Raw genomic sequence first — 19,844 nt, 5'->3', positions numbered from 1 at the left:
CTACGGCAGGCCGCACAACTACCCTGCGCTCAACGGGTTCTACCGGGAAGTGCGTCGGACGTGGCTGCGCTGTCTGAGACGGCGCAGCCAGAAGAGTCGGCGCATGGGCTGGTCGGAGTTCGAGACCCTGACGGCACGCTTCCCTCTGCCCAATCCGCGCATCACTCGCACTTGGGCGCAGGCAAGGATATNACGCGGGTTACTCTCGGGAAGAGCCGGGTGCGGGAAATCCGCCCGCCCGGATCTGTGAGGGCGAAAGCCGAATGGCTGAGCTACTCGACCGCGACCAACGACAGGGAGGATGACGTGTCGCTCGAGCCAATGACTTCGATCAAGCAGGTGAAAAATACCACCTGGCTCTCGATGAGTTCATGAAAGGGAACCCCGCGCCTGCGAAGAAGCTCTTTTCCCAACGAGACGATGTAACACTGGGCAATCCCTTTGGCCCTTTCGCGCATGGATGGAAGCAGGTCGTTGAGACGCTGGAGCAAGCGGCATCGAATTACAGGGACGGCGACGCTACCGACTTCGAGAACGTAGCGAAGTGTGTGACGTCCGAACTGGCATACCTCGTCGAAGTAGAGCGGCTCAGGTCCAAGGTTGGCGGTCGCAGCGATGTCACCCCTTTGGCGTTACGCGTGACGAGCGTCTTTCGCCCAGAAAATGGTCTCTGGAAGATTGTACATCGTCATGCCGATCCGATAACGACGGCCCAGCCGGCCGATTCGGTACTCCGCCGATAGCGCGGTTGGGGCTTGGGGAAGCGGTTTGATCTCGCAAACCCTTGCTGCGGCAGCGCGGCTATTCTTCAGTCCGTTACCTGCTAAGGGTCGGCCCGCGTCATCGGGCTCGCAGCATCGGACGGCCTCTCTGGGTCGACTCAAGCTGTTGCGCGAAGGTCAGGTTTGGAGAAGCGCCGGGAATGGCAGATCCTGGCGCGATAAAGCGGGCCAAGGGATTCGGCTCTGCCGTACACCGCCACAGAGTGTTCTACGTCGCGCGTGGGTGGAATCTTGCCGATTGCGGCGGCCATCTGCAACAACCAGATAACGCCCAGAAGCTGCCCTTCGCCGCAGTCGGCTCGTGAGGTTTCAGCGCGCGTTCCCTGCCGTTTTGCGGTAGGCTGAAGAACCTGGCGATCCGAAACGACGAAGCCGGGGGGAGCCCATGGACATCAGCGCATGGCTGCGTGATCTAGGTCTGGGACAGTACGAACAAGCGTTCCGCGAGAACGACATCGATGCTGAGGTCGTCGCCGACCTCACAGCCGACGACCTGAGCGGGCTCGGCATCACCTCAATCGGTCACCGCCGTAAGCTGCTCGCCGCCATCGCGGCCCTGCGTGCTGGCTTAGTTCCGGCGCCCAGCCCTCCCGCGGTGGCATCCACGGCCGTCTCCGGGACCGCCCTGCCGTTTCCCGAGGCTGAGCGGCGGCAGCTCACTGTGATGTTCGTCGACCTCGTCGGCTCGACGGCGCTCGCCAGCCGCCTCGACCCAGAGGACATGCGTGAGGTCATCGGCAGCTACCACCGCTGCGTCGCGGAGGCTGTTGGCCGCCTGGGCGGCTTCGTCGCGAAGTACATGGGTGACGGGGTACTGGTCTATTTCGGCTGGCCACATGGTGACGAGACTGATGCCGAGCGTGCCGTGCGTGCCGCCTTGGCTGCGCTACAGGCGGTCGGCCAGGCCGCGCCAGCCGGTGAACGGTTGGCCGCACGCATCGGCATAGCCACCGGCCTCGCCGTAGTGGGCGACTTGCTGGGCACCGGCGCTGCACAAGAGCAGACGGTGATAGGTGAGACTCCAAACATCGCCGCGCGACTACAATCGCGCGCTACTCCCGGCTGTGCAGTGATTGACGCAGAAACACGGCGGCGCATCGGCGGATTGTTCGAGTGCCGAGAACTTGGCGCGCTCAATCTAAAGGGCCTGTCTGGCCGCGTGGGCGCCTGGCAAGTGCTGGGCGAGGCTGCGGTTCAGAGCCGCTTCGAGGCAATGCACACCGCCTCCCTCGCGCCGCTGGTCGGGCGCGATGACGAACTCGACCTGCTGCTGCGCCGCTGGCGGCACGCAAAGGACGGCGAAGGGCAGGTGGTGCTCATCTCCGACGAGCCCGGCATCGGCAAGTCCCGCCTGATCGCTGCGCTTGAGGAGCGCGTGGCCGGGGAGGCGCATCTAAAACTTAAGTACTTCTGCTCGCCGCACCACCACGACAGCGCACTGCAGCCTATCATCGCACGGTGGAGGAATGAGGCAGGCTTTGTGCGCGGCGAGCCGGCGGACGTACGGCTCGACAAGTTGGAAGCCCTGCTACGCCCCCTCGGCGCCACCGCCGAAGAGCTGACGCTCATTGCCGAGATGCTCGGCGTGCCAGGTGGAGAGCGGTATCCACCACTAGCGCTCAGCCCGGAGCGCAAGAAGGAACAGACGTTCAGAGCCTTGCAGCGGATTCTCGACGAAAAGGCCCGCCGGTCCCCCGTGCTGATGCTGTTCGAGGACGCCCATTGGGCCGACCCAAGCTCGCTTGAGTTGTTTGACAGGTTGATCATGCGCTTAGCCTCGCTGCCGGTGCTGGTGGTAATCTCTTTCCGGCCAGAGTTTCAGGCGCCTTGGGTCGGCCAATCCGGCGTGATCTTGATTGCGCTGAGCCGTCTCAGCGATCGCCAGGCAGCGATGCTCGCAAGCCAGGTGGTCGTCGGCCAGGCGCTGCCGATCGGGATGCTGGAGCGCATCGTGGCGGAGACCGACGGTGTGGCCTCTTTTCATCGAAGAATTGACCAAGGCCGTGCTCGAGGGGGCCAGCCAGCCCGATGTCCTTGACTCGGCGCTTCCAGTGCCCAGCACCTTACAGGGTTCCCTTATGGCGCGGCTGGATCGGTTGCCGGTCGCAAAACAGGTTGCGCAGACCGGTGCGGTCATCGGCCGAGAGTTCGGCCATGAGTTGCTGGCCGCGGTGGCGGGACTTCCCGACGTGGCATTGGCGCAAGGATTGGACGAACTCCTAAGTTGCGGTCTCGCGTTCCGCCGCGGCACGCCGCCCGAAGCCACTTACTCGTTCAAGCACGCGCTCGTTCAGGACGCCGCCTACGCGAGCCTCTTGCGTAGCACACAACGGAAGCTGCATGCCCGCATTGCTGCAGTGCTGGAAGAGCGGTGGTCGGAGGCGGTCGAGACCCAACCCGAACTGCTCGCCCATCACTTCACCCAAGCGGGTTTGGCAGAGCGTGCCGCGGAATATTGGCAGCTGGCAGGCGAGCACGCGTTCCGGCGCTCGGCTGCTGCGGAGGCCATAGGCCATCTCACCAAGAGCATCGACCTCGTGCGAAGCTTGCCCGAAAGCGGCGCTCAAGCAGAGCGCGAGCTGCATCTCCAGACGATGCTCGGCCAGGCATGCATCGCCCGCTACGGCTACGCTGCGCCGGAGACCGCCGCGGCTTTCGCCCGTGCCCGGGACTTGGTTGAGGCCGTTGGCGACATCCAGCAACAATTTCCCGTGCTGTATGGGTACTGGGCTGTCCAATACGTCCGGATGGCTTTACGCGAGCAAAACGCGCTGGCCGAACAGACTCTAGCATTAGCCGAGCAGCACCGCGATCCCGAGCGATTGTGCGTCGCGCACCGGGTTATTTGCAGTCAAGGTTTCTGAATCGCCCGCCATGTTGATATAAGGAGTTTGCGCCAAGTTGTTGTCAACAAGCGTTTAACTCGGTCAACGGGTAATACTCAAGTGTAGCGGCGACCCGGATTTGCGCGGCGATCCCTGGCACGGTCGTCTCCTCGGTCTTATGATAGTTGGTCTTTGGCAGGCCGCAGTTCTTGGCTTCGAGACCACGAATTCCAGTACGACGACCTTCGGTCGAGCATGATGTCAAGCTCGCCGATCCGGAGGCTTTGGCTCTGGTGGGCAAGACCAGACGATTACCTCCGCGCCGCGTGGATGCCCTCAGTGCCTACTATGGAAAAACTCCCGAGCTCGTCGTCGGATCGCTTGCCCATCCCCGCCGCAATCTCACAAGATCGGGCGCTCAGTGCGGGGTTTCCTCGATCTTCAAAGAATTAAGGGTTCGCCGAGCTCGTGGAACGGCCGTCTAGCTATCAAGATCGATGTTCTCTCTTTGTGCTTAGAAAGTCGCATAAGAGGCAGTGTGGAACTCAGACGTTGTACGATGGCGCAGAGTAACATGATCTGCGGCTCGCTGAAATTCACCGGTCTGGATGTGGGCGAACCGGCAGCTGACCGATTGTTGCCGTTTGTCATTCCGTTTCTCCGGCAAGCCAGGCCCCAGGGCCGGCTCAACCAAGCCCGAGCTTCTTCTTGAGTTCGGCGTTTTCCTTGCGAAGCCGCTCGGCGAGGAGCTTCTTCAGACGAGCATTCTCTTCTTCAAGCTTCACCAGATCCTTGAGCTCGTCGCTCTGGGGTGCCGTCCCGGCAACCTTCTTCCACTGATAATAGGTCTGTTCCGATATTCCTGCTTTCTTGACAGCGGCCCTGATGCTCTCTCCCCGACCTGTCTGCTTCTCGATCTCGCCGAGCTTTTGGGCTCGCTCGGGTTCAGAGTATATTTTACGCGCTGCTCGAACCGCAGGGGCCACGACCGCTTCAGCTGCAGCTGTCGGCTTGCCTGACTTGGCGGATCTGGTCCGCACAGCACGTCCCTGCTGCCCGGTTGGCTTCTTCGCCCTCGGCGCCTTTTTCTTGGTATCGGATGTCTGTTCTTTCACAGGCACTTCGGTTGGTGCCTGGTTGGATTCGGTTTCCATGAGGTCGGCCACTAGATACTCCATTACAATGCCAAACATCTATTCTCCAACGCAACATCAAGGACTTACGGCCCTTAGTCAACATCGGCAGGAACTCCTGTTCTGTGAATCGCCGCTGAGGCCGCGCGCCGATACGTCGTGCTTCTCCAGCGCGACGGCGTCGCAGTCGTACACACGGGCCAACAGATCGAAACGATTCACTCGTGCGCCTCGCCGTCGAACGCCGAACTTGCGAGCCTCATAGCTCGCAGCTGCAACGACGCCACGTTTGAGGGCGTGACCGACGGCGACCGGTTTGCCCCGCAGCTCCGGTTTGTCGCGCTGCTCTACCGAAGCGCAGAACGCGACCATCTCTACATGAATGATCTTGCGCTGCATCGCAGGCCTCTCAGCCATAGCAGCTTCGCTTGAGACTGCGTCTTCCATGACTCGTCTGCCTCGATTACCGGCTCACCTCCATATGCCTTTATCCGCGCGCCGAAATCGACCCTCACCTGCCGTGCCTCTGAGCGCGCGGTCTGACCGGCCGCAGTGATCGCAGACGACGTTTGCCTCAGGTGCGGCGGGCTTCTTTTGCCTACGCCATCCGAAGGAGTTCGACGTTACGTCTGGGGAAGCCGCTCCAGATTGCCAATCGTTTTCCTGTTGAGCTGCATTCCGATTGCCTATTCGGCACCGGGCGGAGATGCTTCAATGGCCAGGACCTCCAAGCCCTCAATTTCTTGCATCACCTTTCCAGCGATACCTTGCAGATCGCCGTACATTCCGACGGTCGATTCGATAACACCTTGTATTTGAGCCTCCCGCTTGGCCCACAGGCGTGTTGTGGCCTTGCGTTCCTTGGCCAGGTCCTCCTGCATATCAGAGAATTTTTCGACGATGGCCTCGACGCGATGGCGGAACCGCGGACCGGTCAGATAGCCATAGACCTGCTCCATTTTGGTAGCTTGGCCGTCCTGGGCGAGGCGGCAGTTCGCCAGCTCGATAAGGGATTGTCGCAGCATGATGGCGATCGGCATCGCGCATTTGGGATGGGCGACATAGACCCCGTCCATAAGATCGAAGGTTTCCACACCAGGAGGCAGCGCTTCCGAGATCATAAGCGCGATATCCGCCTTTGCCGCCCGCTGATCCGCCCTGAGCTTCCCCAGCCAACCTTGGCTCCAGTTCTTGGTGCGTTTCGATTCCCATAAAATGGCGCCGCATGGCTGGCCGGCCGGTCCGACCACGCGGTGCAGGACATCTCCGCCGAACTCACCCTTGGCAACCGGTTCAATGATGTCCATCGGGAACCGGCTAGCAATGAGGGCTTCCAGTTCGAGCTCCAGCACTTCACCCTGCAGCTGTTGGGAACCCTGTTCCGCACGGCGCTTCAGCTCCTCAATCTGACGCTGCATGCCGGCGATCTGTTCCTCTTTTTCCGCAACCTTCATTTTGAGCCCGTCCTCGGCTTCCGATCTCGCCTTGACGCGAACGGCGTCCATTCCCTCCTGGATCTTCCTTTCGATGGTAAGCGCCATCTCGCGCTTTTCGTCGTCAAGCGCACGCTGCTTTTTCAGGAATTCCGCCTGTTGCTGCTGGGCCTCGGTGAGCTTTTCGTCGCGCGCCTTCAACGTCGCCTCCAGCTCGGCAAGCTTCTTATCCTTGTCCTCCAGGTCTATCGACAGCAGCAGTTTTGCCTTGCGGGCTTCCTCGACCGCGATTCCGGCACGCTCAAGCTTAATTTTCTCGGCCACCTGGTTGCTGATGTCCTCTTTGGCGGCGGCGATCTCGGCCTGCTGGCGCTTAAGCTCTTCTTCTCTGGCAGCCATCGATGCGTTGCTCTGCGCGAGGCGCATTTCGTATTCTTCGCGCGTGGCGGCAATCAATGGGGCCGCGAGCGACTCATTGAGCTTGATTTCCGTCTTGCAGCTTGGGCAGCTGATTGTCGGTTCATTGAGAATCCTGTCGCCCTGCAGCATGGCTTTAGTGGGCTGGACGGTCATCTGAGGCGCTCCCTCCCTGGGGAATCAGTTAAAGGACACGCCAGACTATATCTCGCCAAGCATATTCGAAAAAGAACAAAAAGTGAACTGGTGGGTTATCCCCGCCTCTCCCCCGCTGTTCCGCCCGAGCTCGCTCATGACTAGATTTTCTGGCGCTCCATCTCCGCCAACATCTCAACGGGCAAACTCGTCGATCGCCACATAGTCCTGCAGAAGCTGGGCGTGAAACACGGCGCGGGGAGACTTCTCCTCACCGAGTGGGTCATCCATGGTCGCCAAATGCCCAGAACCCTCTGCTCCGCTTGCAGCTTGTCGTAAAGCTCGAAGTCCCGCTTCTGGATGGCATCGCCACTCGCCTTCTCGAGTTCGTTGTACTTGTCGACTGTCTCGGGCGTGACGATGAAGGGCGGGATGTACAGGGGTATCCGGTGAGCGAGGCTGTCGCGGAACCCTTTGAGATGCTTGTCTATCCAGCCTTGACGCTTGTCTAAATAGGCGAGGAACTCCTTGCTAAAGGAAGCGCGGACTTCCTTGCTTTTCGGGCCGAGGCCCGCTCGGAGAGATTCGAGCTCCTTGCCCTCGGCGTTGAGGACCGCCTCCTCGCAGACCCAGATCCAGGCCAAATTATCGAGACACCCGAACACGTTCATTACGAATGCCTGGATAGTCAGCGTCTCGTCGACGACCGTGTCCCTCTCGGGGATTTCGTCCAGCTCTGGGGGGAGCTTCTCGAACACGACGTCAACGGCTCTGACCATGGTACCAAGGCGCCGCGAGAACCCATGATATGCGAACTCGTGGCCACGCTCGGTCTGATACTTGCGACCAAGAAAGCGATCCCGCAGTTCAGCGAACTGCCGATGCATGTCCTCTCGGCCAGCGTGAAGTTTTTCGATGTCCTCGGGTTTGAAGTAGCAGACCATTTGCTCGACAACGCCTTGATGATGCCCCGGCGACGTGGCCAGGCGACTAGGAATGGGTGTTGATGTCCTGCTCAATCTGCCGTGCTGATTCCAGAATGTCATCGAAACTCGGCGGAGTGCCGAAGATCATGGCCGCCATATTGGCATAGTCGCGCGTAAGCGCGTCCACCATCTTTGGAGCGGGCGCGATCGCGAAGCTGCCGGGACTGCTGAGGCGAGGTCATAGTCGGGACGGTCGAAAAACATTCGTGCGTGCCGCACACAATCGGCGCCGAGATCGAGATCGCCGAGCGCGGCCTTTCCGGTCTCGGATCCGAGAAGACAGTGCAGGTCATAATAGTGCCGGGACACCCGCTGGCCGTCCTGCCGCAGTTCGCCGCGCCGCTCGTACCAGCGGCGCAATCCATGGGCGATCACCACCTTGTCCCCAAAGGTGCGGGTCGCCTCGATCGTGGTCACGTCGGCGACGGTGAGATCAATGCCTGCCGCTTCCCCCGCGACATAGGGCGTGATCTTGACGGGGCGATTGGGATCGAGCGCCGATTTCGCCCCGGACTCGAGGCGTATGGCCGGTCGGACATAGGCGCCATCACGCGGCTCGACCTCGGGATACCAGAGCAGCAGGGTCTGACCATCGGCATCGGCTTCGTCGAGCTCCACCCGACCGGCGCCGTTCGCAATGTCGGCAAGTTGAGCCGTGAGGAAGTCTCGTAGCGGGCCTGTGATATACGCACGGCAGGCGTCCCGGATGGCGTCGAGCTTGGCGCGGCGCTTCTTGTTCGACAGTCCCTCAAGCTCTTCGACGGAGGCAGCCTCGTCGAGATCGTCGCGGAACACGGTAACGTCGATGTCCTCGGAAAAACGCCGGATGAGGCCATAGCCTTTGGACAGCGACGTCCCGCCCTTGAAAAGCAGCCGTGGCTCCCCCGCAGGCCGTTCGTGGTAGAGCGAATTGAGGGTCCAGCAGACCCAGAAATCCTTTTCGACATTGCCCACCGGAGCTCCGATCCGATTGGCCGTGGCGAGGAACAGGTCGAGCCGGTCGCGTGGGGATGCCGCGATGATCTGGCGGTAAGCATCGGTACTCATGGCTTCGCCTCGAGCGGGTCCGCGCTCAGGATTTCGCGGAGGAACTCCTGCATCCAGATTGGCACGGCGGAGAGACCGGCGCGCAGATCCTCGCGAATGGCCTCGCCGCGCTTGGGGTCGGCAAACAGGCGGCGCAACGTCGCCTGGATACGCTTCCGTTCGCCCTTCTGGGTCAGCATGTCCTGCATCCAATGCAAGGCCTGGACGACCCGCATCCCCGGCCGATCCGCCCAAAAGAGGCGGCTAGGGGCAGCGTATTTGAAGTGGATTTCCTGCGTGCCGAGCTTGATTGGCTTCAACCGCGCATCGACCAGCACTTCTATCCGGGCGGGGACGGCGGTCGTCAGGCCAAGGTCGTTGGCGGCCGTCATACCATCGATGACGGCGCGCGCCCGATCGCGGCGCGTGACGGCGCGGATCACAGCGCGATAGTCCGGCACGGTGGCGCGGCCAGCCAGGTTGTTCGTGCGCGGCCGGTCATAGAGGCCTCGGTCGATCCGGCGCAGCTCCCCGGCGGCTGCCAGGCGCTGCAGGGTTTTGTCCACGGCGGCGCGCGCGCCGAGATCGGCGAAGTCGCCGGGGGTCCAGACCTCGTCGGGTTTGGACTCGATGCGGGCAAGCAGGCGCGAGCGAAGATCAGTGTCGGGCTCAACTATGGCATGTCCGAAATATGCTACAAGTTTCGGACAAAGGCAAGGTATGAGTCCGAAGTGTGCTACAATTTTCGGACACTCCGTGGCACCAAAACTCCAAAAATGGAAACTCGCAGTTCGCATTGAAGGAAATGGCCCGAGCATCGAATGTCTCCTTCCGGAGGGGCACAACACCATCTCGATTGACTCTTGGCCAAGACGGGAACAAATGTAGAACATATCCCAGGCCTTCCGCGTTTCAAGGGTCAGATGAGTGTATCGGCGCCCCCTGCTGCCATTTCCGAGCTTCGAGAACGCATCGCGCGCCTCGAAGGCGGCAACGCGCGCGTGCGTACAGTTTTGCCGTTCGGAGTGGCCGCGATCGACAGGGTTCTGCCGGGAGGGGGACTGGCTTTTGGCGGTCTGCACGAGGTCGCAGGCGGAGGGAATGGCGCTGTCGATGGCGCGGCCGCGGCACTATTTGCTGCCAGTATCGCCGCGCGCACGGTTGGCAAGGTGCTGTGGTGCGTTACCCGGCCCGATCTGTTCGCGCCGGCGATCGAACAGGCCGGCCTGCCTCCGGGGAGAGTCATCTATGTCGAAGCCGGCGACGAGAAATCCGTTCTCGCCTGTTTCGAAGAGGGTCTTCGTGGCGGTTTTGGCGCTGTCGTTGCCGAGATAGCCCGGCTTTCGATGACGGCCTCACGGCGGCTGCAGCTTGCCGCCGAAAGCTCCGGCGCCATCGGCATCGCCATTCGCCGCTGGCGTCGGCAGACGGGGGCAACCGATTTTGGCCAGCCGACCGCCGCCGAGACACGCTGGCGGGTGTCGGTCCTGCCGTCGACGCCATTGCCTGTTAAGGGGGTCGGGCGAGCGCGCTGGCAACTCGAATTGATCCGATGCCGTGCAGGAGAGAGCGCAGATTTTATAGTGGAGGCTTGCGATGCCAAGGGTCGTATCGCTCTTCCTTCCGATGTGGCCGACAGACCGCTTCAGAAGGAAATTGGGCGGCGCCGCGCCTCCGCCTGAGGCGCCGCTCGTCCTTGTCGGCCGTGATGGGCGTCGCCGTGTCGTGCTGGCCGCCGATGCGGCAGCGCAAACGGCCGGCCTGCGCATCGGCATGCCGGCGAGCAAGGCGCAGGCGCTGGTCCCGGGCCTGATCGTCCATGATGCCGAGCCCGATGCCGACGCCATGGCGCTCGAGCGATTGGCGCTGTGGGCGTTGCGCCGCTACGCGCCGATCGTCGCCGCCGATGCGCCGGACGGCATCGTGATCGATACGACCGGCGCCGATCATCTTCATGGCGGCGAGGCGGTGATGCTTACCGATATGGTAGATCGTCTTGCCGCGTCCGGCTTCGCCGCACGTGCCGCGGTCGCTGACACCTTGGGCGCTGCTCACGCAATGGCCCACTTCGGCACACGGCAGATCCTTGTGGTTCCATCCGGTGAGATCGCACAGGCGATCCTGCCTTTGCCGATCGCGGCGCTTCGCTTACCCGCCGTGACGATCGATGGTCTGCGTCGGCTCGGCTTCGAGACAATTGCGGACCTCGCCGCTACGCCACGCGCGTCGCTCGCCTTGCGTTTCGGACCGGAACCCGGCCGGCGCCTCGACCAGGCGTTCGGGAGGGTGAGCGAACCGATCGAGCCGATCCGGCCGGAGGAGATCGTCGAAGTGCGCCGCAATTTCGCGGAACCGATCGGCGCGGCAGAGACGATCGCCCGCTATACCGGCAAGCTGGTCGCTGAACTGTGCGCCTCACTCGAGACGCGAGGGCTTGGCGCACGCCGGCTCGATCTTCTGTTCTTCCGTGTCGATAACCGCGTCGAGACGATCCGTGCCGGCACAGCAATGCCGGTGCGTGACACGAAGCGCTTGACCCGGCTTCTCACCGATAAAATCGAGACCATCGATCCCAGGTTTGGCATCGAGCTGATGCGGCTTGCCGCGACGGCCGCCGAGCCGCTGCGAGCGAAGCAGACAATCTCCTCGCTCGCCGAGGCGCCCGAGCCCGACGTTTCAGATGTGATCGACATCCTCGCCAACCGTGTCGGTGAGGACCGGCTCTATCGCTTCGCTCCGGTGCAGAGCGACGTTCCCGAGCGGTCGGTTCAACGCATTGCCCCAATGGCGCCTGATACCGGCGAGGGCTGGCCCGGCCATTGGCCGCGCCCGTCGCGGCTGCTGCCGCGGCCCGAGCCTATTGAGACTGTAGCACTTCTTCCCGATCATCCGCCCGTTACCTTTAGCTGGCGCGGCGTTCGCCGGCGTGTGAAGCGGGCAGACGGTCCAGAGCGCGTCTTCGGGGAATGGTGGAAGCGCGACGCCGAGCTCGCGGCGGTGAGGGACTATTTCCAGGTCGAGGACGAGAACGGCGAACGCTACTGGGTCTACCGTTCCGGCGACGGCGAAGATGCCGCGACTGGATCACACAAATGGTTCATGCACGGGATTTTCGGATGACTGGGGCAATCCGATATGCCGAATTGCAGGTCACCTCGCATTTCAGTTTCCTGCGCGGCGCCAGTTCCTGCGAGGAGTTGTTCGCGCAGGCGGCGCGGCTCGGCATCGAGGCTCTGGCTGTCGTCGATCGCAATTCGTTTGCCGGCATCGTGCGGGCCCATGAGGCGGCGAAGGCGACAGGCGTCCAGCTGATCGTCGGCTGTCGCCTCGATCTCGCCGACGGCATGTCGATGCTGGTCTATCCGACGGACCGGCCGGCTTATTCGCATCTCTGCCGCCTGCTGTCGCTCGGCAAGGGCAGGGCCGGCAAAGCAAAATGCCATCTCGAATGGGATGACGTCGTCGCCTATGGCGAAGGACTGATCGCAGTGCTGGTGCCGGACGAAGCGGATGATCTTTGCGCGGTTCGTCTGCGACGCCTGCCGACATCGGCGCTCGACCCGGAAACGGTTGGCGAGGTGCTTCGGATTATTGCGAGCCTGGCTGCGTCCGGCCGCACGATGATTATTGTTACGCATGAAATGAAGTTTGCAATGGAGGTGTCGGACCGGATCATCTTTATGGAGAAAGGTCACATTCAGTTCGACGGCACGCCGAAGACCTTGAGCGACCGTTTGCGCCATGGTGATCGGTTAACTGAGTTCATGCGGCTGTGATGATGGCACGTAAGATGTCGGGGCTTTCGATCAATGCGGAACGTCTGCTGGGCCATATTAGGGAGTTGGCAGATATCGGCCGGGACGGTGCAGGCTGCCTGACGCGCCTCGCCGCCAGCGGCAATGACAAACTCGGTCGAGATGCGTTTGTCGAGTGGGCGAAATCAGCTGGTCTTGGCGTGCGTATCGATCGGATCGGCAACGTCTTCGCGATATGGGGCCGGATTTCGCCGGAGGGGGCGGCCCCCCTGTTGATCGGTTCTCACATCGACACCGTGATCGATGCCGGAAAGCTCGATGGATGCTACGGAGTGCTTGCGGGTCTGGAGGTCGTCCAAACCCTCAAAGAGAATGGAGCCACCCCGGATTTCCCGGTAATCGTTGCCGCCTTCACAAACGAAGAAGGCGTTCGTTTCGCACCGGATATGATGGGTTCGGCAGTCTTCGCGGGCAGCTTACCGCTTGAGGCGGCATTGTCGACGATCGGAACCGACGGGATGATACTCGGGGCAGAGCTGCGTCGTATCGGCTATGCTGGTGATGAGACTCCCGGCCTTTTCCGCCCCATGGCGTATCTTGAACTGCATATCGAGCAGGGTCCGGTGCTCGAACGCGAGGGACTCGAAATCGGTGTGGTGGAAGGGGTGCAGGGAATATCTTGGCTAAAGATCGTCGTGAAGGGCGAGGCCAATCATGCAGGCACCACCCCAATGGTAATGCGCCGCGACGCTGCAGTCGCTGCTGCTAGGATAGTGACATTTCTGGATGAAATGGCGCAGGCGGCGAAAGGAAAGCTTGTCGCCACGGTAGGATGCCTCTCTGTCACCCCAAATGCGATCAACGTCGTTCCTGGAAAGGTGGAGATTACGGTAGACCTGCGCAGTCCGATCGGAGCGCTGCTAGCCTCCGCAGAAACCAAACTGACTCATTTCCTGGAACGCCTCGCCGTGCAAACGGGGTGCGATGTGATAGCCGAGAAGCTTAGCAGAACAGATCCGGTGCTTTTCGATCAGCCCCTTATTTCCCAAGTGGAAAATGCAGCAGTCGCTCGGGGACTATCCCATCGGCGGATGACGTCCGGTGCTGGCCACGATGCCCAGATGCTTGCGGCAATAGCGCCTACCGCAATGCTCTTTGTCCCGAGCAAGGGGGGCATCAGCCACAATCCGCGAGAGCACACCGAAGCCCAGCAGCTTGTCGCTGGAGCAAACGTCCTTCTGGAGACTGTCGTCGGGATTTTAGACGCTGCCCGCTAGGCAGGCTGTTGAAGAAGTGTAGCGCTTGGCCTTGAGGATGGCCTCGTCGCCGTTATGGTAGGCGAAGATGATTTCGATCGAACCGTCTTCGAGCAGTCCGGCGGAGCCGTCACCGGTGACTTCGTCCATTTCGTCGCAGCCGGCCCATGTGAAGAAGACCATTGAGGAGCTGTAACTCAGATCAAGACCGGCTTGCAGGGCGCCAAAGGCGATCTCGCCGTTGTTGTCATCCCCTATGGTGATGGTGGCAGGGCCGCTGAGGTCGAGATAGCCGCGATCCCACAGGTCGGCCTCGACGATACGCCAGCTGCCGGTCAACTGGCAGCCAGCCGGCGCGCTCATGTCGGCACCGCCACGAGCTTCGGTAACCGTACCAGATTGTAGGCGGCGGCCGCGAAGGTGAAGGCCCATCCGACACGGTCACGGCCGCGGAACCTGGTCTTCCTTTGCCCCGCGATCGTCTTGATCCAGCCGAACGCCTCCTCGATGCGCTTCCTGATGCGCTGGCTGATGGCATAGCCGCCGTGCCGGGTCGTGCGGCGATCGATCGCCGAGCTGCGGCCGCTGATGTTCTGCGCTACGTGCGGCGTTACCTTCATCGAGCGCAGCTCGTTGACGAAGTCCTCCGCGTCATAGGCTTGTCGGCGCCGAGCGTGATCGCGGCCGGCCGGTCGGCACGAGGCTCGACCATGTGCAGCGCTGCCACCCGCTCGGCATGCCCGTGGGCCAGCGTCAGGCAGGCGTCGACCACCAGGCCATGGCGGTTCTCCATCAGCCCATGCCCGATGAAGCACAGCTTCGTCTCCTTGCCTTGCCCCTTGCGGTAGAGCCTCGCATCCGGATCGGTGGTCGAGACATGCGTGTCGTTCGACCGCTTCTGGCCATGGAAGTCCGCTTCGGCGTTGCGCCCGCCGCCGGGAGCCGGAGGCTCGCCATGACCGCCACTTGGGCCGTCCTTCGGCTTGATGCTCTTCATCGACGCCCACGCCTCGACCAGCGTGCCGTCGACCGAGAAGTGGTCGGTGGACAGGAGCTTCTTCACCCTGGGCTGCGCCAGCACCGCGCCTAAGAACTTCGCTGCGATGTCGCCTTCCAGCAACCGGTCGCGGTTCTTCGAGAACACCGAATGGTTCCATGCCGCGTCATCGAGCCGATGTCGACGAACCAGCGGAACAAAAGGTCGTACTCCAGCCGCTCCATCAAAAGTCGTTCCGAGCGGATCGAGTAGAACGCCTGCAGCAGCATCGCCCGCAGCAGCTTCTCCGGCGGGATCGATGGTCGCCCAATCGGCGAATACAGCGCTGCAAACTCCCGCTCCAGCGCGACTAGCGCTTCGTTCACAATCGCCCGGATCGCCCGCAACGGGTGATCGCGCCGAACCCGCGCCTCGAGATCAACGTAGCTGAACAACTCGCCAGTTCGATTGTCGCCACCGCGCACGTGTCATCTCCGAATCTCTTCGGAATTAATGAATCACGGTCATCGACCTGCGGCGAGTACCTTTTTCAACAGATGGGGTGATTGGGGTCTCGCCCGAGCCAGATTGAGGGCGGCTGCTCCTGTCGAGATGTGAGAATGTGGTCGACGTAGATCGCCACAAACATCAGGAGGAGCAGCCATGAAGTATTTTGCCGGACTTGACGTGTCTTTGGAAGAGACCGCGATCTGTGTCGTCGACGAGAGCGGCCGGATTGTGAAGGAAGGGCGGGCGGCGAGTGAGCCGAGGGCGCTTTGTGAGGTCTTGGGGAAAGTCGATCTGCCGTTGGAACGCATCGGGCTCGAAGCCTGCTCGCTGACAGCCTGGCTTTATGATGGTCTTCGCGAAGGATTGCCGGCGATTTGCATCGAGACGCGCCAGGCGAACGCGGCGATGAAGACGATGCCGAACAAGACGGATCGGAATGATGCCCGCGCCTTGGCGCAGATTATGCGCACGGGCTGGTATCGGCAGGTGCATGTGAAGAGCCAGCAGTGTCGACTCTGGCGGTCCCTCCTCGTCGCGCGGCGGACGGTCCTCAATGAAATGCGGACGATCGAGAACGTGGTCAGGTCGATTCTGCGGGAGGCCGGCATCAAGCTTGGCACGCCGTCGCGAACTGCCTTCGGCGGTCGCGTGCGCGAGCTGATTGGCACAGATACGGTCGTCATAACGCTGGTCGAGCCGCTCCTGGCGATCGTGGCCACGATGCTGCGCGAGTTGGGGCAACTGACAAAGCAGGTCCTCAATATCGCCCGCCAGGAGCGAGTCTGCCGGCGACTCATGAGCGTTCCAGGTGTGGGACCCATCACCGCGCTCGCTTTCCGCGCTACGATTGATCGGTCGGACCGGTTCAGGCGATCGAGGGACGTGGGGGCACATCTCGGTTTGACGCCGGCACGCTATCAATCCGGCGAGACCGACATTCAGGGCAAGATCAGCCGATGTGGCGACGAGCTCGCCCGCACCGCGCTATATGAAGCGGCCCATTCGCTGCTCGTGCGCAGCAAGAAATGGTCGAGCCTCAGAGCGTGGGGCATGAACGTGGCCAAGCGGCGCGGTATGGCCCGGGCCCGAGTTGCTGTTGCCCGCAAGCTCGCCGTCATCCTGCATCGCATGTGGAGCGATGCAACAGAATTCCGCTTCGGCAAGGCGCCGGGCCACGTATCGGCATGAAACAAGGATAACGGACCAACGACGGAGGAGTTGATTCAGCCCGAAGGGGCGTGATCCGGATCGTTCCCGTGGGGACGATGGGCAAGGTGATCTCGTTAGCAGGCACGATCCTGGGACGAACTCTCCCAAGGTCGTTCAACAGATTGAGACACCTCGCTCTACTGACCCCATCATGCGGCGGCGACCGCGAAGAGAAGCGAGTGACCCGCGGGGCGACAAGATCCGGAAAAATATCAGGAGGAGCTTGACCTCAACGACCCCAATCAGAGAAGCCTGCTAGTGCTTAAATCACTTGTGCTGTCGCTTGAGACGAAACACTGGAACGTAACCTTTCGGCATATGCCTTGGTGATCGGCAACAAATCTGGACTCGTCGGACGTCGCGGGTTGCCAACCTTAAGTCCTCCACGTCTTGTCGATTGCGGCGTCGCCAGCGCAAGGAGTTGCGGACCACGGTCCGCACTGTTCTCTTTGATGGTTGCTGTTTATAGATCAAGTTTCAGCACCCCTTTGGCGCGCGATACGCAAGGGATAAATCGGCGGGCTCGGGCAGTGTTGGACAGCACGGCATCTTGATGGATCGGGTAGCCTTCTACATACCCGCACTCACATGTCCCGCAGACGCCGTTCTCACACGATGCTGTAAGCGCAACGCCGGCAGCCCGCAGCGCTGCGAGAGCGGTTGTGTCGGCCGCAACTGGGACCATCGTTCCGTTCCGCAGCACGATCGTAAATGGCTCTGCTGGAGCTTCCGATGCAGCAGGCTGGAACGCTTCGAAATGGGCGGTGCCAGCTGGCCAGCTTGAGGCTGCCCGGTCGATTATTGCCATGAAACCCGGCGGCCCGCAGTAATAGAGTTGCCCATCCGCGGGGCGTTGCGACAGCAATGCTTCGATATCCTGTCGCGAGCCCGGCTCGTCATCGAAATGCAACCGAACGTTATCAGGTGTGAGATCCCGTTCGATTGTGGGCAGCAGGGGAGCCTGTTTCCGACTTCTGGTGAAATAGTGCAGCACGAACGGCTTGCTTTGGCGTTCCAGTGCGCGTGCCATTGCCAGGAGCGGCGTTATGCCGATGCCTCCTGCGAGCAGCCAGGTCGGGCCCTCGCTCACCGCGAGAGCGAAATGATTGCGCGGATGCGAGACCGGCAATTCGGCACCGGTCACGATCGTGTCATGGATCCAGGCCGAGCCGCCTCGTCCCGCCGCCTCGCGCTTCACGGCAATCACATAACGGCTCAGGTCGGTTGGATTGCCGCATAACGAATATTGCCGCACCTTTCTGTCAGGCAGATGGACGTCGACATGGGAGCCCGGATCGAACGGCGGCAAACAAGATTTTCGAGGATGTCTCAACGCAATGATGCGCACGTCGCCCGGCTCCAGGCGGATATCCGCGACAACCAACTTCATGATGATGCGAGGGGACGCCATGTCGGATCACTCATCTAGCGGAAAAATCTGGTCGCCAGGGCGGATCATGCCGCCGACCTCTATCGCGCAGTTTAGACCAGAGCGGTTGAGCAGCCCCGCGTATAGGCCGGGGATGCCAAGAAGCTCCTCGATGTATTTGCAGGGAAAATTCAGACGGGCTGCCCTGAGAACGGTCTCTCCGACCTTGAAGCGCTTGCCGATGAGATGGTTGACCGGGACGCCGCGTGTGGTCAGGTTGCGGCGATGGTCCTCTGGAGCAAGCCTGGCTTTGAAACCGGGGATCTTGGGTTCACCCCGTCCAATCGCTTCGAGGACCTCGATTTCGATCAAGGTCACTTCACGGACGTCGGGCTTGGGAGAATAGGTCCCGGTTCCGAGGAAGTACCGGTCGCCTACGATGCCCCGCCCTGCGATGAGTCGCGCTTCTTGCAACTCCTCCATTTCATAGGATGCTGCGGGCGCGACATGGATGTGGAGCAACTGGCCGGTCCAAGTCACCATGGTTCTCCCAAAAAACTGGTCCTCACTGGTAGAGTGCTTGCTCGTCCAGAACTTGCGCGCGGCACTTCGGCCAGGAGCAGCAACAACTGATGTCGGATCTACTGCTGCGCATGCACAACCGACTATATTTTAGTGCCTTCAGCTTTGGCGGCTGCAGCTACGAGCATAGCCTCACCCATCACAGCCTCACCTCGGGCCTTCAACGTCTCGCCGGCATTGCGAATGTCGCGTTCCTCTTTGTTCTGACTGAGCTTGGATTTGCCGACAAGCCTGGTGATCTCAATCTCGATGCCGACGATTGCCTTCAGCAAAGTGTCGATGAACTCTTTCGGACTGTCGGTCATCTTCCAGGGCACGGTCTGCTCGGCCTCGTGAGTTCTGGTCAGCCGGGCAACCATCCCCCGGACATAGCGTTCGTCGTCGTGGATGGTGGCACGCCCGTAGGCGTGCGCGACGCGGTAATTCCAAGTCGGGACCTGTTTGTGGAAATCGTGCTTGCTGGGATACCAGTTGGGCGAGATGTAGGCGTGTGCTTCGCGGAAGATGACCAACACTTCGTCGCCGGTTGCGAGGTCCTGCCAGATCGGATTGGCTCGTGCCACGTGGGAGTGCAACACTCCAAGATGCCCTTGCTCCTTACTCAGTTCGAAAGGAATGTGGTTGGCGTCGAGTCCGTTCTTGCCGTTTGTAATAAGACTACCAAACGGGTTTTTCTCGATGAGACTATGCAGCACCTCGGTCCTCGACTCGGCGAAATGTGGCGGGACGTACATGGTGTTCCTTTGGCGATAAAATCGGCGCAGAAGAAGTTCCCCTTGCTTAAGCGAGAGGCAGTTCCTATTCAGATCTCGACCATGTCGAAATCGCTCTTGCCTGTCCCGCAATCCGGGCAGATCCAGTCATCGGCAACCTCTTCCCAGCGGGTGCCAGGTGGGATGCCTTCCTCCGGCCTACCGTCGCGTTCGTCGTAAATGAAACCGCACAGCCTGCAGAGCCAGGTCTTGTACGCAAGCCCTTCGACGGCGCCTGCAGTGGAAACGTCAATAGGTTCACTCATGGCACGTCTTGGACCCGACATGGTTCAGCAAGGCTCGCTTTGGAAGCATCTTGCATAATCTCTGGACCACACAGAAGGGCCAGTTTGATGAAATCCATGCAGTCCAGTCCCCCGGCCGTATCTTCATTAGAGGCTCATGAGCGCGCCCGCGGAGCTACCCTGTGATTTCACCAGGGAGGCATTTGAGCGTCTCCGCTATTTGATGTCTTGCTGCGTCGGGCAGAGGCAAGATCGGGCGCGGTGGCTCTGCCCGGCAGATCCCGATCATGTCGGCGAGGGCGTAAACCACCCGCAAGCTGGAGAATTGCCTGAACAGANTCCAAAGCGGCGCGAGCATGGCATCGATCCGGCGCGCTTCGTCGGCGTTGCCTTGCCGGGCTGCCATTACGATCTGTTGGCACGGTCTGGGAAACAGGCCGCCCAGCACACTGT

16 protein-coding genes and 5 pseudogenes are annotated in these 19,844 nt (G+C 61.3%); 8 read left to right on the top strand and 13 right to left on the bottom strand.

Annotated elements, in window-relative coordinates; genetic code table 11:
• Nucleotides 1–371 precede the first annotated feature (371 nt).
• The 3 genes from M727_RS38335 to M727_RS39410 all read left to right on the top strand — a co-directional run bounded on the left by M727_RS38335 (nt 372) and on the right by M727_RS39410 (nt 3,646).
• Complete coding sequence (locus M727_RS38335; RefSeq protein ID WP_051505824.1) at nt 372–743, top strand: nuclear transport factor 2 family protein; 372 nt, start codon at nt 372–374, stop codon at nt 741–743.
• A gap of 424 nt (nt 744–1,167) precedes the next feature.
• Nucleotides 1,168–2,820 carry an adenylate/guanylate cyclase domain-containing protein gene (locus M727_RS38330; protein WP_051505823.1) on the top strand — a complete coding sequence of 551 codons (1,653 nt, stop codon included), beginning with the start codon at nt 1,168–1,170 and terminating at the stop codon, nt 2,818–2,820.
• Nucleotides 2,750–3,646, top strand: a complete 897-nt coding sequence (locus M727_RS39410) for a hypothetical protein (RefSeq protein ID WP_156941707.1) — start codon at nt 2,750–2,752, stop codon at nt 3,644–3,646. The genes M727_RS38330 and M727_RS39410 overlap by 71 nt, the downstream gene beginning before the upstream one ends.
• A gap of 647 nt (nt 3,647–4,293) precedes the next feature.
• Here M727_RS39410 and M727_RS0131125 read toward each other — a convergent pair.
• The 6 genes and pseudogenes from M727_RS0131125 to M727_RS0131100 all read right to left on the bottom strand — a co-directional run bounded on the left by M727_RS0131125 (nt 4,294) and on the right by M727_RS0131100 (nt 9,414).
• Nucleotides 4,294–4,773, bottom strand: a complete 480-nt coding sequence (locus M727_RS0131125) for a transposase (protein ID WP_084646983.1) — start codon at nt 4,771–4,773, stop codon at nt 4,294–4,296.
• 204 nt (nt 4,774–4,977) lie between these two features.
• A pseudogene (locus tag M727_RS40945) lies at nt 4,978–5,157 on the bottom strand (DNA polymerase IV); the annotation flags it as partial.
• A 269-nt stretch (nt 5,158–5,426) separates the two neighbouring features.
• Nucleotides 5,427–6,746: a DUF2130 domain-containing protein gene (locus tag M727_RS0131115; protein WP_084646982.1), complete on the bottom strand. Its 1,320-nt coding sequence runs from the start codon at nt 6,744–6,746 to the stop codon at nt 5,427–5,429.
• Between the two features lie 140 nt (nt 6,747–6,886).
• Nucleotides 6,887–7,669, bottom strand: coding sequence for a hypothetical protein (locus tag M727_RS0131110; RefSeq protein ID WP_027155833.1), 783 nt, complete (start codon nt 7,667–7,669; stop codon nt 6,887–6,889).
• A 46-nt stretch (nt 7,670–7,715) separates the two neighbouring features.
• Nucleotides 7,716–8,758 (bottom strand): annotated as a pseudogene (locus tag M727_RS38325) (nucleotidyl transferase AbiEii/AbiGii toxin family protein).
• Nucleotides 8,755–9,414, bottom strand: a complete 660-nt coding sequence (locus tag M727_RS0131100) for a DUF6088 family protein (protein WP_027155832.1) — start codon at nt 9,412–9,414, stop codon at nt 8,755–8,757. The pseudogene M727_RS38325 and the gene M727_RS0131100 overlap by 4 nt, the downstream one beginning before the upstream one ends.
• Before the next feature lie 246 nt (nt 9,415–9,660).
• On the opposite strand from M727_RS0131100, the gene M727_RS0131095 reads away from it, so the two are divergent.
• From M727_RS0131095 to M727_RS0131080, 4 genes and pseudogenes are all read left to right on the top strand, one after another.
• Nucleotides 9,661–10,419 (top strand): ImuA family protein, encoded by a 759-nt coding sequence (locus M727_RS0131095; protein WP_027155831.1) that lies wholly within the window; start codon nt 9,661–9,663, stop codon nt 10,417–10,419.
• Complete coding sequence (locus M727_RS0131090; RefSeq protein ID WP_027155830.1) at nt 10,334–11,857, top strand: DNA polymerase Y family protein; 1,524 nt, start codon at nt 10,334–10,336, stop codon at nt 11,855–11,857. Before M727_RS0131095 ends, M727_RS0131090 begins: the two co-directional genes overlap by 86 nt.
• An 8-nt stretch (nt 11,858–11,865) precedes the next feature.
• Nucleotides 11,866–12,279 (top strand): annotated as a pseudogene (locus tag M727_RS40940) (PHP domain-containing protein); the annotation flags it as partial.
• Between the two features lie 248 nt (nt 12,280–12,527).
• Entirely contained in the window at nt 12,528–13,769 is a 1,242-nt protein-coding gene (locus M727_RS0131080) for a Zn-dependent hydrolase (RefSeq protein WP_027155828.1), read from the top strand.
• Here M727_RS0131080 and M727_RS0131075 read toward each other — a convergent pair.
• Both M727_RS0131075 and M727_RS38320 read right to left on the bottom strand, forming a co-directional pair.
• Nucleotides 13,752–14,111 carry a hypothetical protein gene (locus M727_RS0131075; protein ID WP_027155827.1) on the bottom strand — a complete coding sequence of 120 codons (360 nt, stop codon included), beginning with the start codon at nt 14,109–14,111 and terminating at the stop codon, nt 13,752–13,754. The genes M727_RS0131080 and M727_RS0131075 overlap by 18 nt on opposite strands.
• Nucleotides 14,108–15,209, bottom strand: a pseudogene (locus M727_RS38320) (IS5 family transposase). The gene M727_RS0131075 and the pseudogene M727_RS38320 overlap by 4 nt, the downstream one beginning before the upstream one ends.
• Nucleotides 15,210–15,387: 178 nt before the next feature.
• Between M727_RS38320 and M727_RS0131065 the strand changes: the two are divergent.
• Complete coding sequence (locus M727_RS0131065; RefSeq protein ID WP_027155826.1) at nt 15,388–16,422, top strand: IS110 family transposase; 1,035 nt, start codon at nt 15,388–15,390, stop codon at nt 16,420–16,422.
• A gap of 484 nt (nt 16,423–16,906) precedes the next feature.
• Here M727_RS0131065 and M727_RS0131060 read toward each other — a convergent pair whose 3' ends face one another.
• The 5 genes and pseudogenes from M727_RS0131060 to M727_RS43470 all read right to left on the bottom strand — a co-directional run.
• A complete protein-coding gene (locus M727_RS0131060; protein ID WP_027155825.1) occupies nt 16,907–17,854 on the bottom strand; it encodes a PDR/VanB family oxidoreductase in 948 nt (315 codons plus the stop codon).
• A gap of 6 nt (nt 17,855–17,860) precedes the next feature.
• Complete coding sequence (locus tag M727_RS0131055; protein WP_027155824.1) at nt 17,861–18,352, bottom strand: MOSC domain-containing protein; 492 nt, start codon at nt 18,350–18,352, stop codon at nt 17,861–17,863.
• 125 nt (nt 18,353–18,477) lie between these two features.
• The gene (locus M727_RS0131050; protein ID WP_027155823.1) at nt 18,478–19,128 is read right to left on the bottom strand and encodes an FMN-binding negative transcriptional regulator; all 651 of its coding nucleotides are present in this window, start codon (nt 19,126–19,128) and stop codon (nt 18,478–18,480) included.
• Nucleotides 19,129–19,196: 68 nt separating this feature from the next.
• Nucleotides 19,197–19,412 (bottom strand): rubredoxin, encoded by a 216-nt coding sequence (locus tag M727_RS0131045; RefSeq protein ID WP_027155822.1) that lies wholly within the window; start codon nt 19,410–19,412, stop codon nt 19,197–19,199.
• A 154-nt stretch (nt 19,413–19,566) separates the two neighbouring features.
• Nucleotides 19,567–19,844: pseudogene (locus tag M727_RS43470) on the bottom strand (dihydrodipicolinate synthase family protein); the annotation flags it as partial.

The sequence above is a fragment of the Mesorhizobium sp. WSM2561 genome (genome assembly GCF_000513915.1).
GTDB classification, from domain to species: Bacteria; Pseudomonadota; Alphaproteobacteria; order Rhizobiales; family Rhizobiaceae; genus Mesorhizobium; species Mesorhizobium muleiense.
Note: the sequence above shows the minus strand (reverse complement) of the source record. Positions and strands in the feature narration are given on the sequence as shown.

Excerpts from the sequence above, each read along its gene's own strand:
- M727_RS0131110 (WP_027155833.1), bottom strand. The coding sequence starts at position 7,669 with ATGGTCTGCTACTTCAAACCCGAGGACATCGAAAAACTTCACGCTGGC.
- M727_RS0131115 (WP_084646982.1), bottom strand. The coding sequence starts at position 6,746 with ATGACCGTCCAGCCCACTAAAGCCATGCTGCAGGGCGACAGGATTCTC.
- M727_RS0131065 (WP_027155826.1), top strand. The coding sequence starts at position 15,388 with ATGAAGTATTTTGCCGGACTTGACGTGTCTTTGGAAGAGACCGCGATC.
- M727_RS0131045 (WP_027155822.1), bottom strand. The coding sequence starts at position 19,412 with ATGAGTGAACCTATTGACGTTTCCACTGCAGGCGCCGTCGAAGGGCTT.
- M727_RS0131050 (WP_027155823.1), bottom strand. The coding sequence starts at position 19,128 with ATGTACGTCCCGCCACATTTCGCCGAGTCGAGGACCGAGGTGCTGCAT.
- M727_RS0131080 (WP_027155828.1), top strand. The coding sequence starts at position 12,528 with ATGTCGGGGCTTTCGATCAATGCGGAACGTCTGCTGGGCCATATTAGG.
- M727_RS0131095 (WP_027155831.1), top strand. The coding sequence starts at position 9,661 with ATGAGTGTATCGGCGCCCCCTGCTGCCATTTCCGAGCTTCGAGAACGC.
- M727_RS38330 (WP_051505823.1), top strand. The coding sequence starts at position 1,168 with ATGGACATCAGCGCATGGCTGCGTGATCTAGGTCTGGGACAGTACGAA.
- M727_RS0131075 (WP_027155827.1), bottom strand. The coding sequence starts at position 14,111 with ATGAGCGCGCCGGCTGGCTGCCAGTTGACCGGCAGCTGGCGTATCGTC.
- M727_RS38335 (WP_051505824.1), top strand. The coding sequence starts at position 372 with ATGAAAGGGAACCCCGCGCCTGCGAAGAAGCTCTTTTCCCAACGAGAC.
- M727_RS0131060 (WP_027155825.1), bottom strand. The coding sequence starts at position 17,854 with ATGGCGTCCCCTCGCATCATCATGAAGTTGGTTGTCGCGGATATCCGC.
- M727_RS0131090 (WP_027155830.1), top strand. The coding sequence starts at position 10,334 with ATGCCAAGGGTCGTATCGCTCTTCCTTCCGATGTGGCCGACAGACCGC.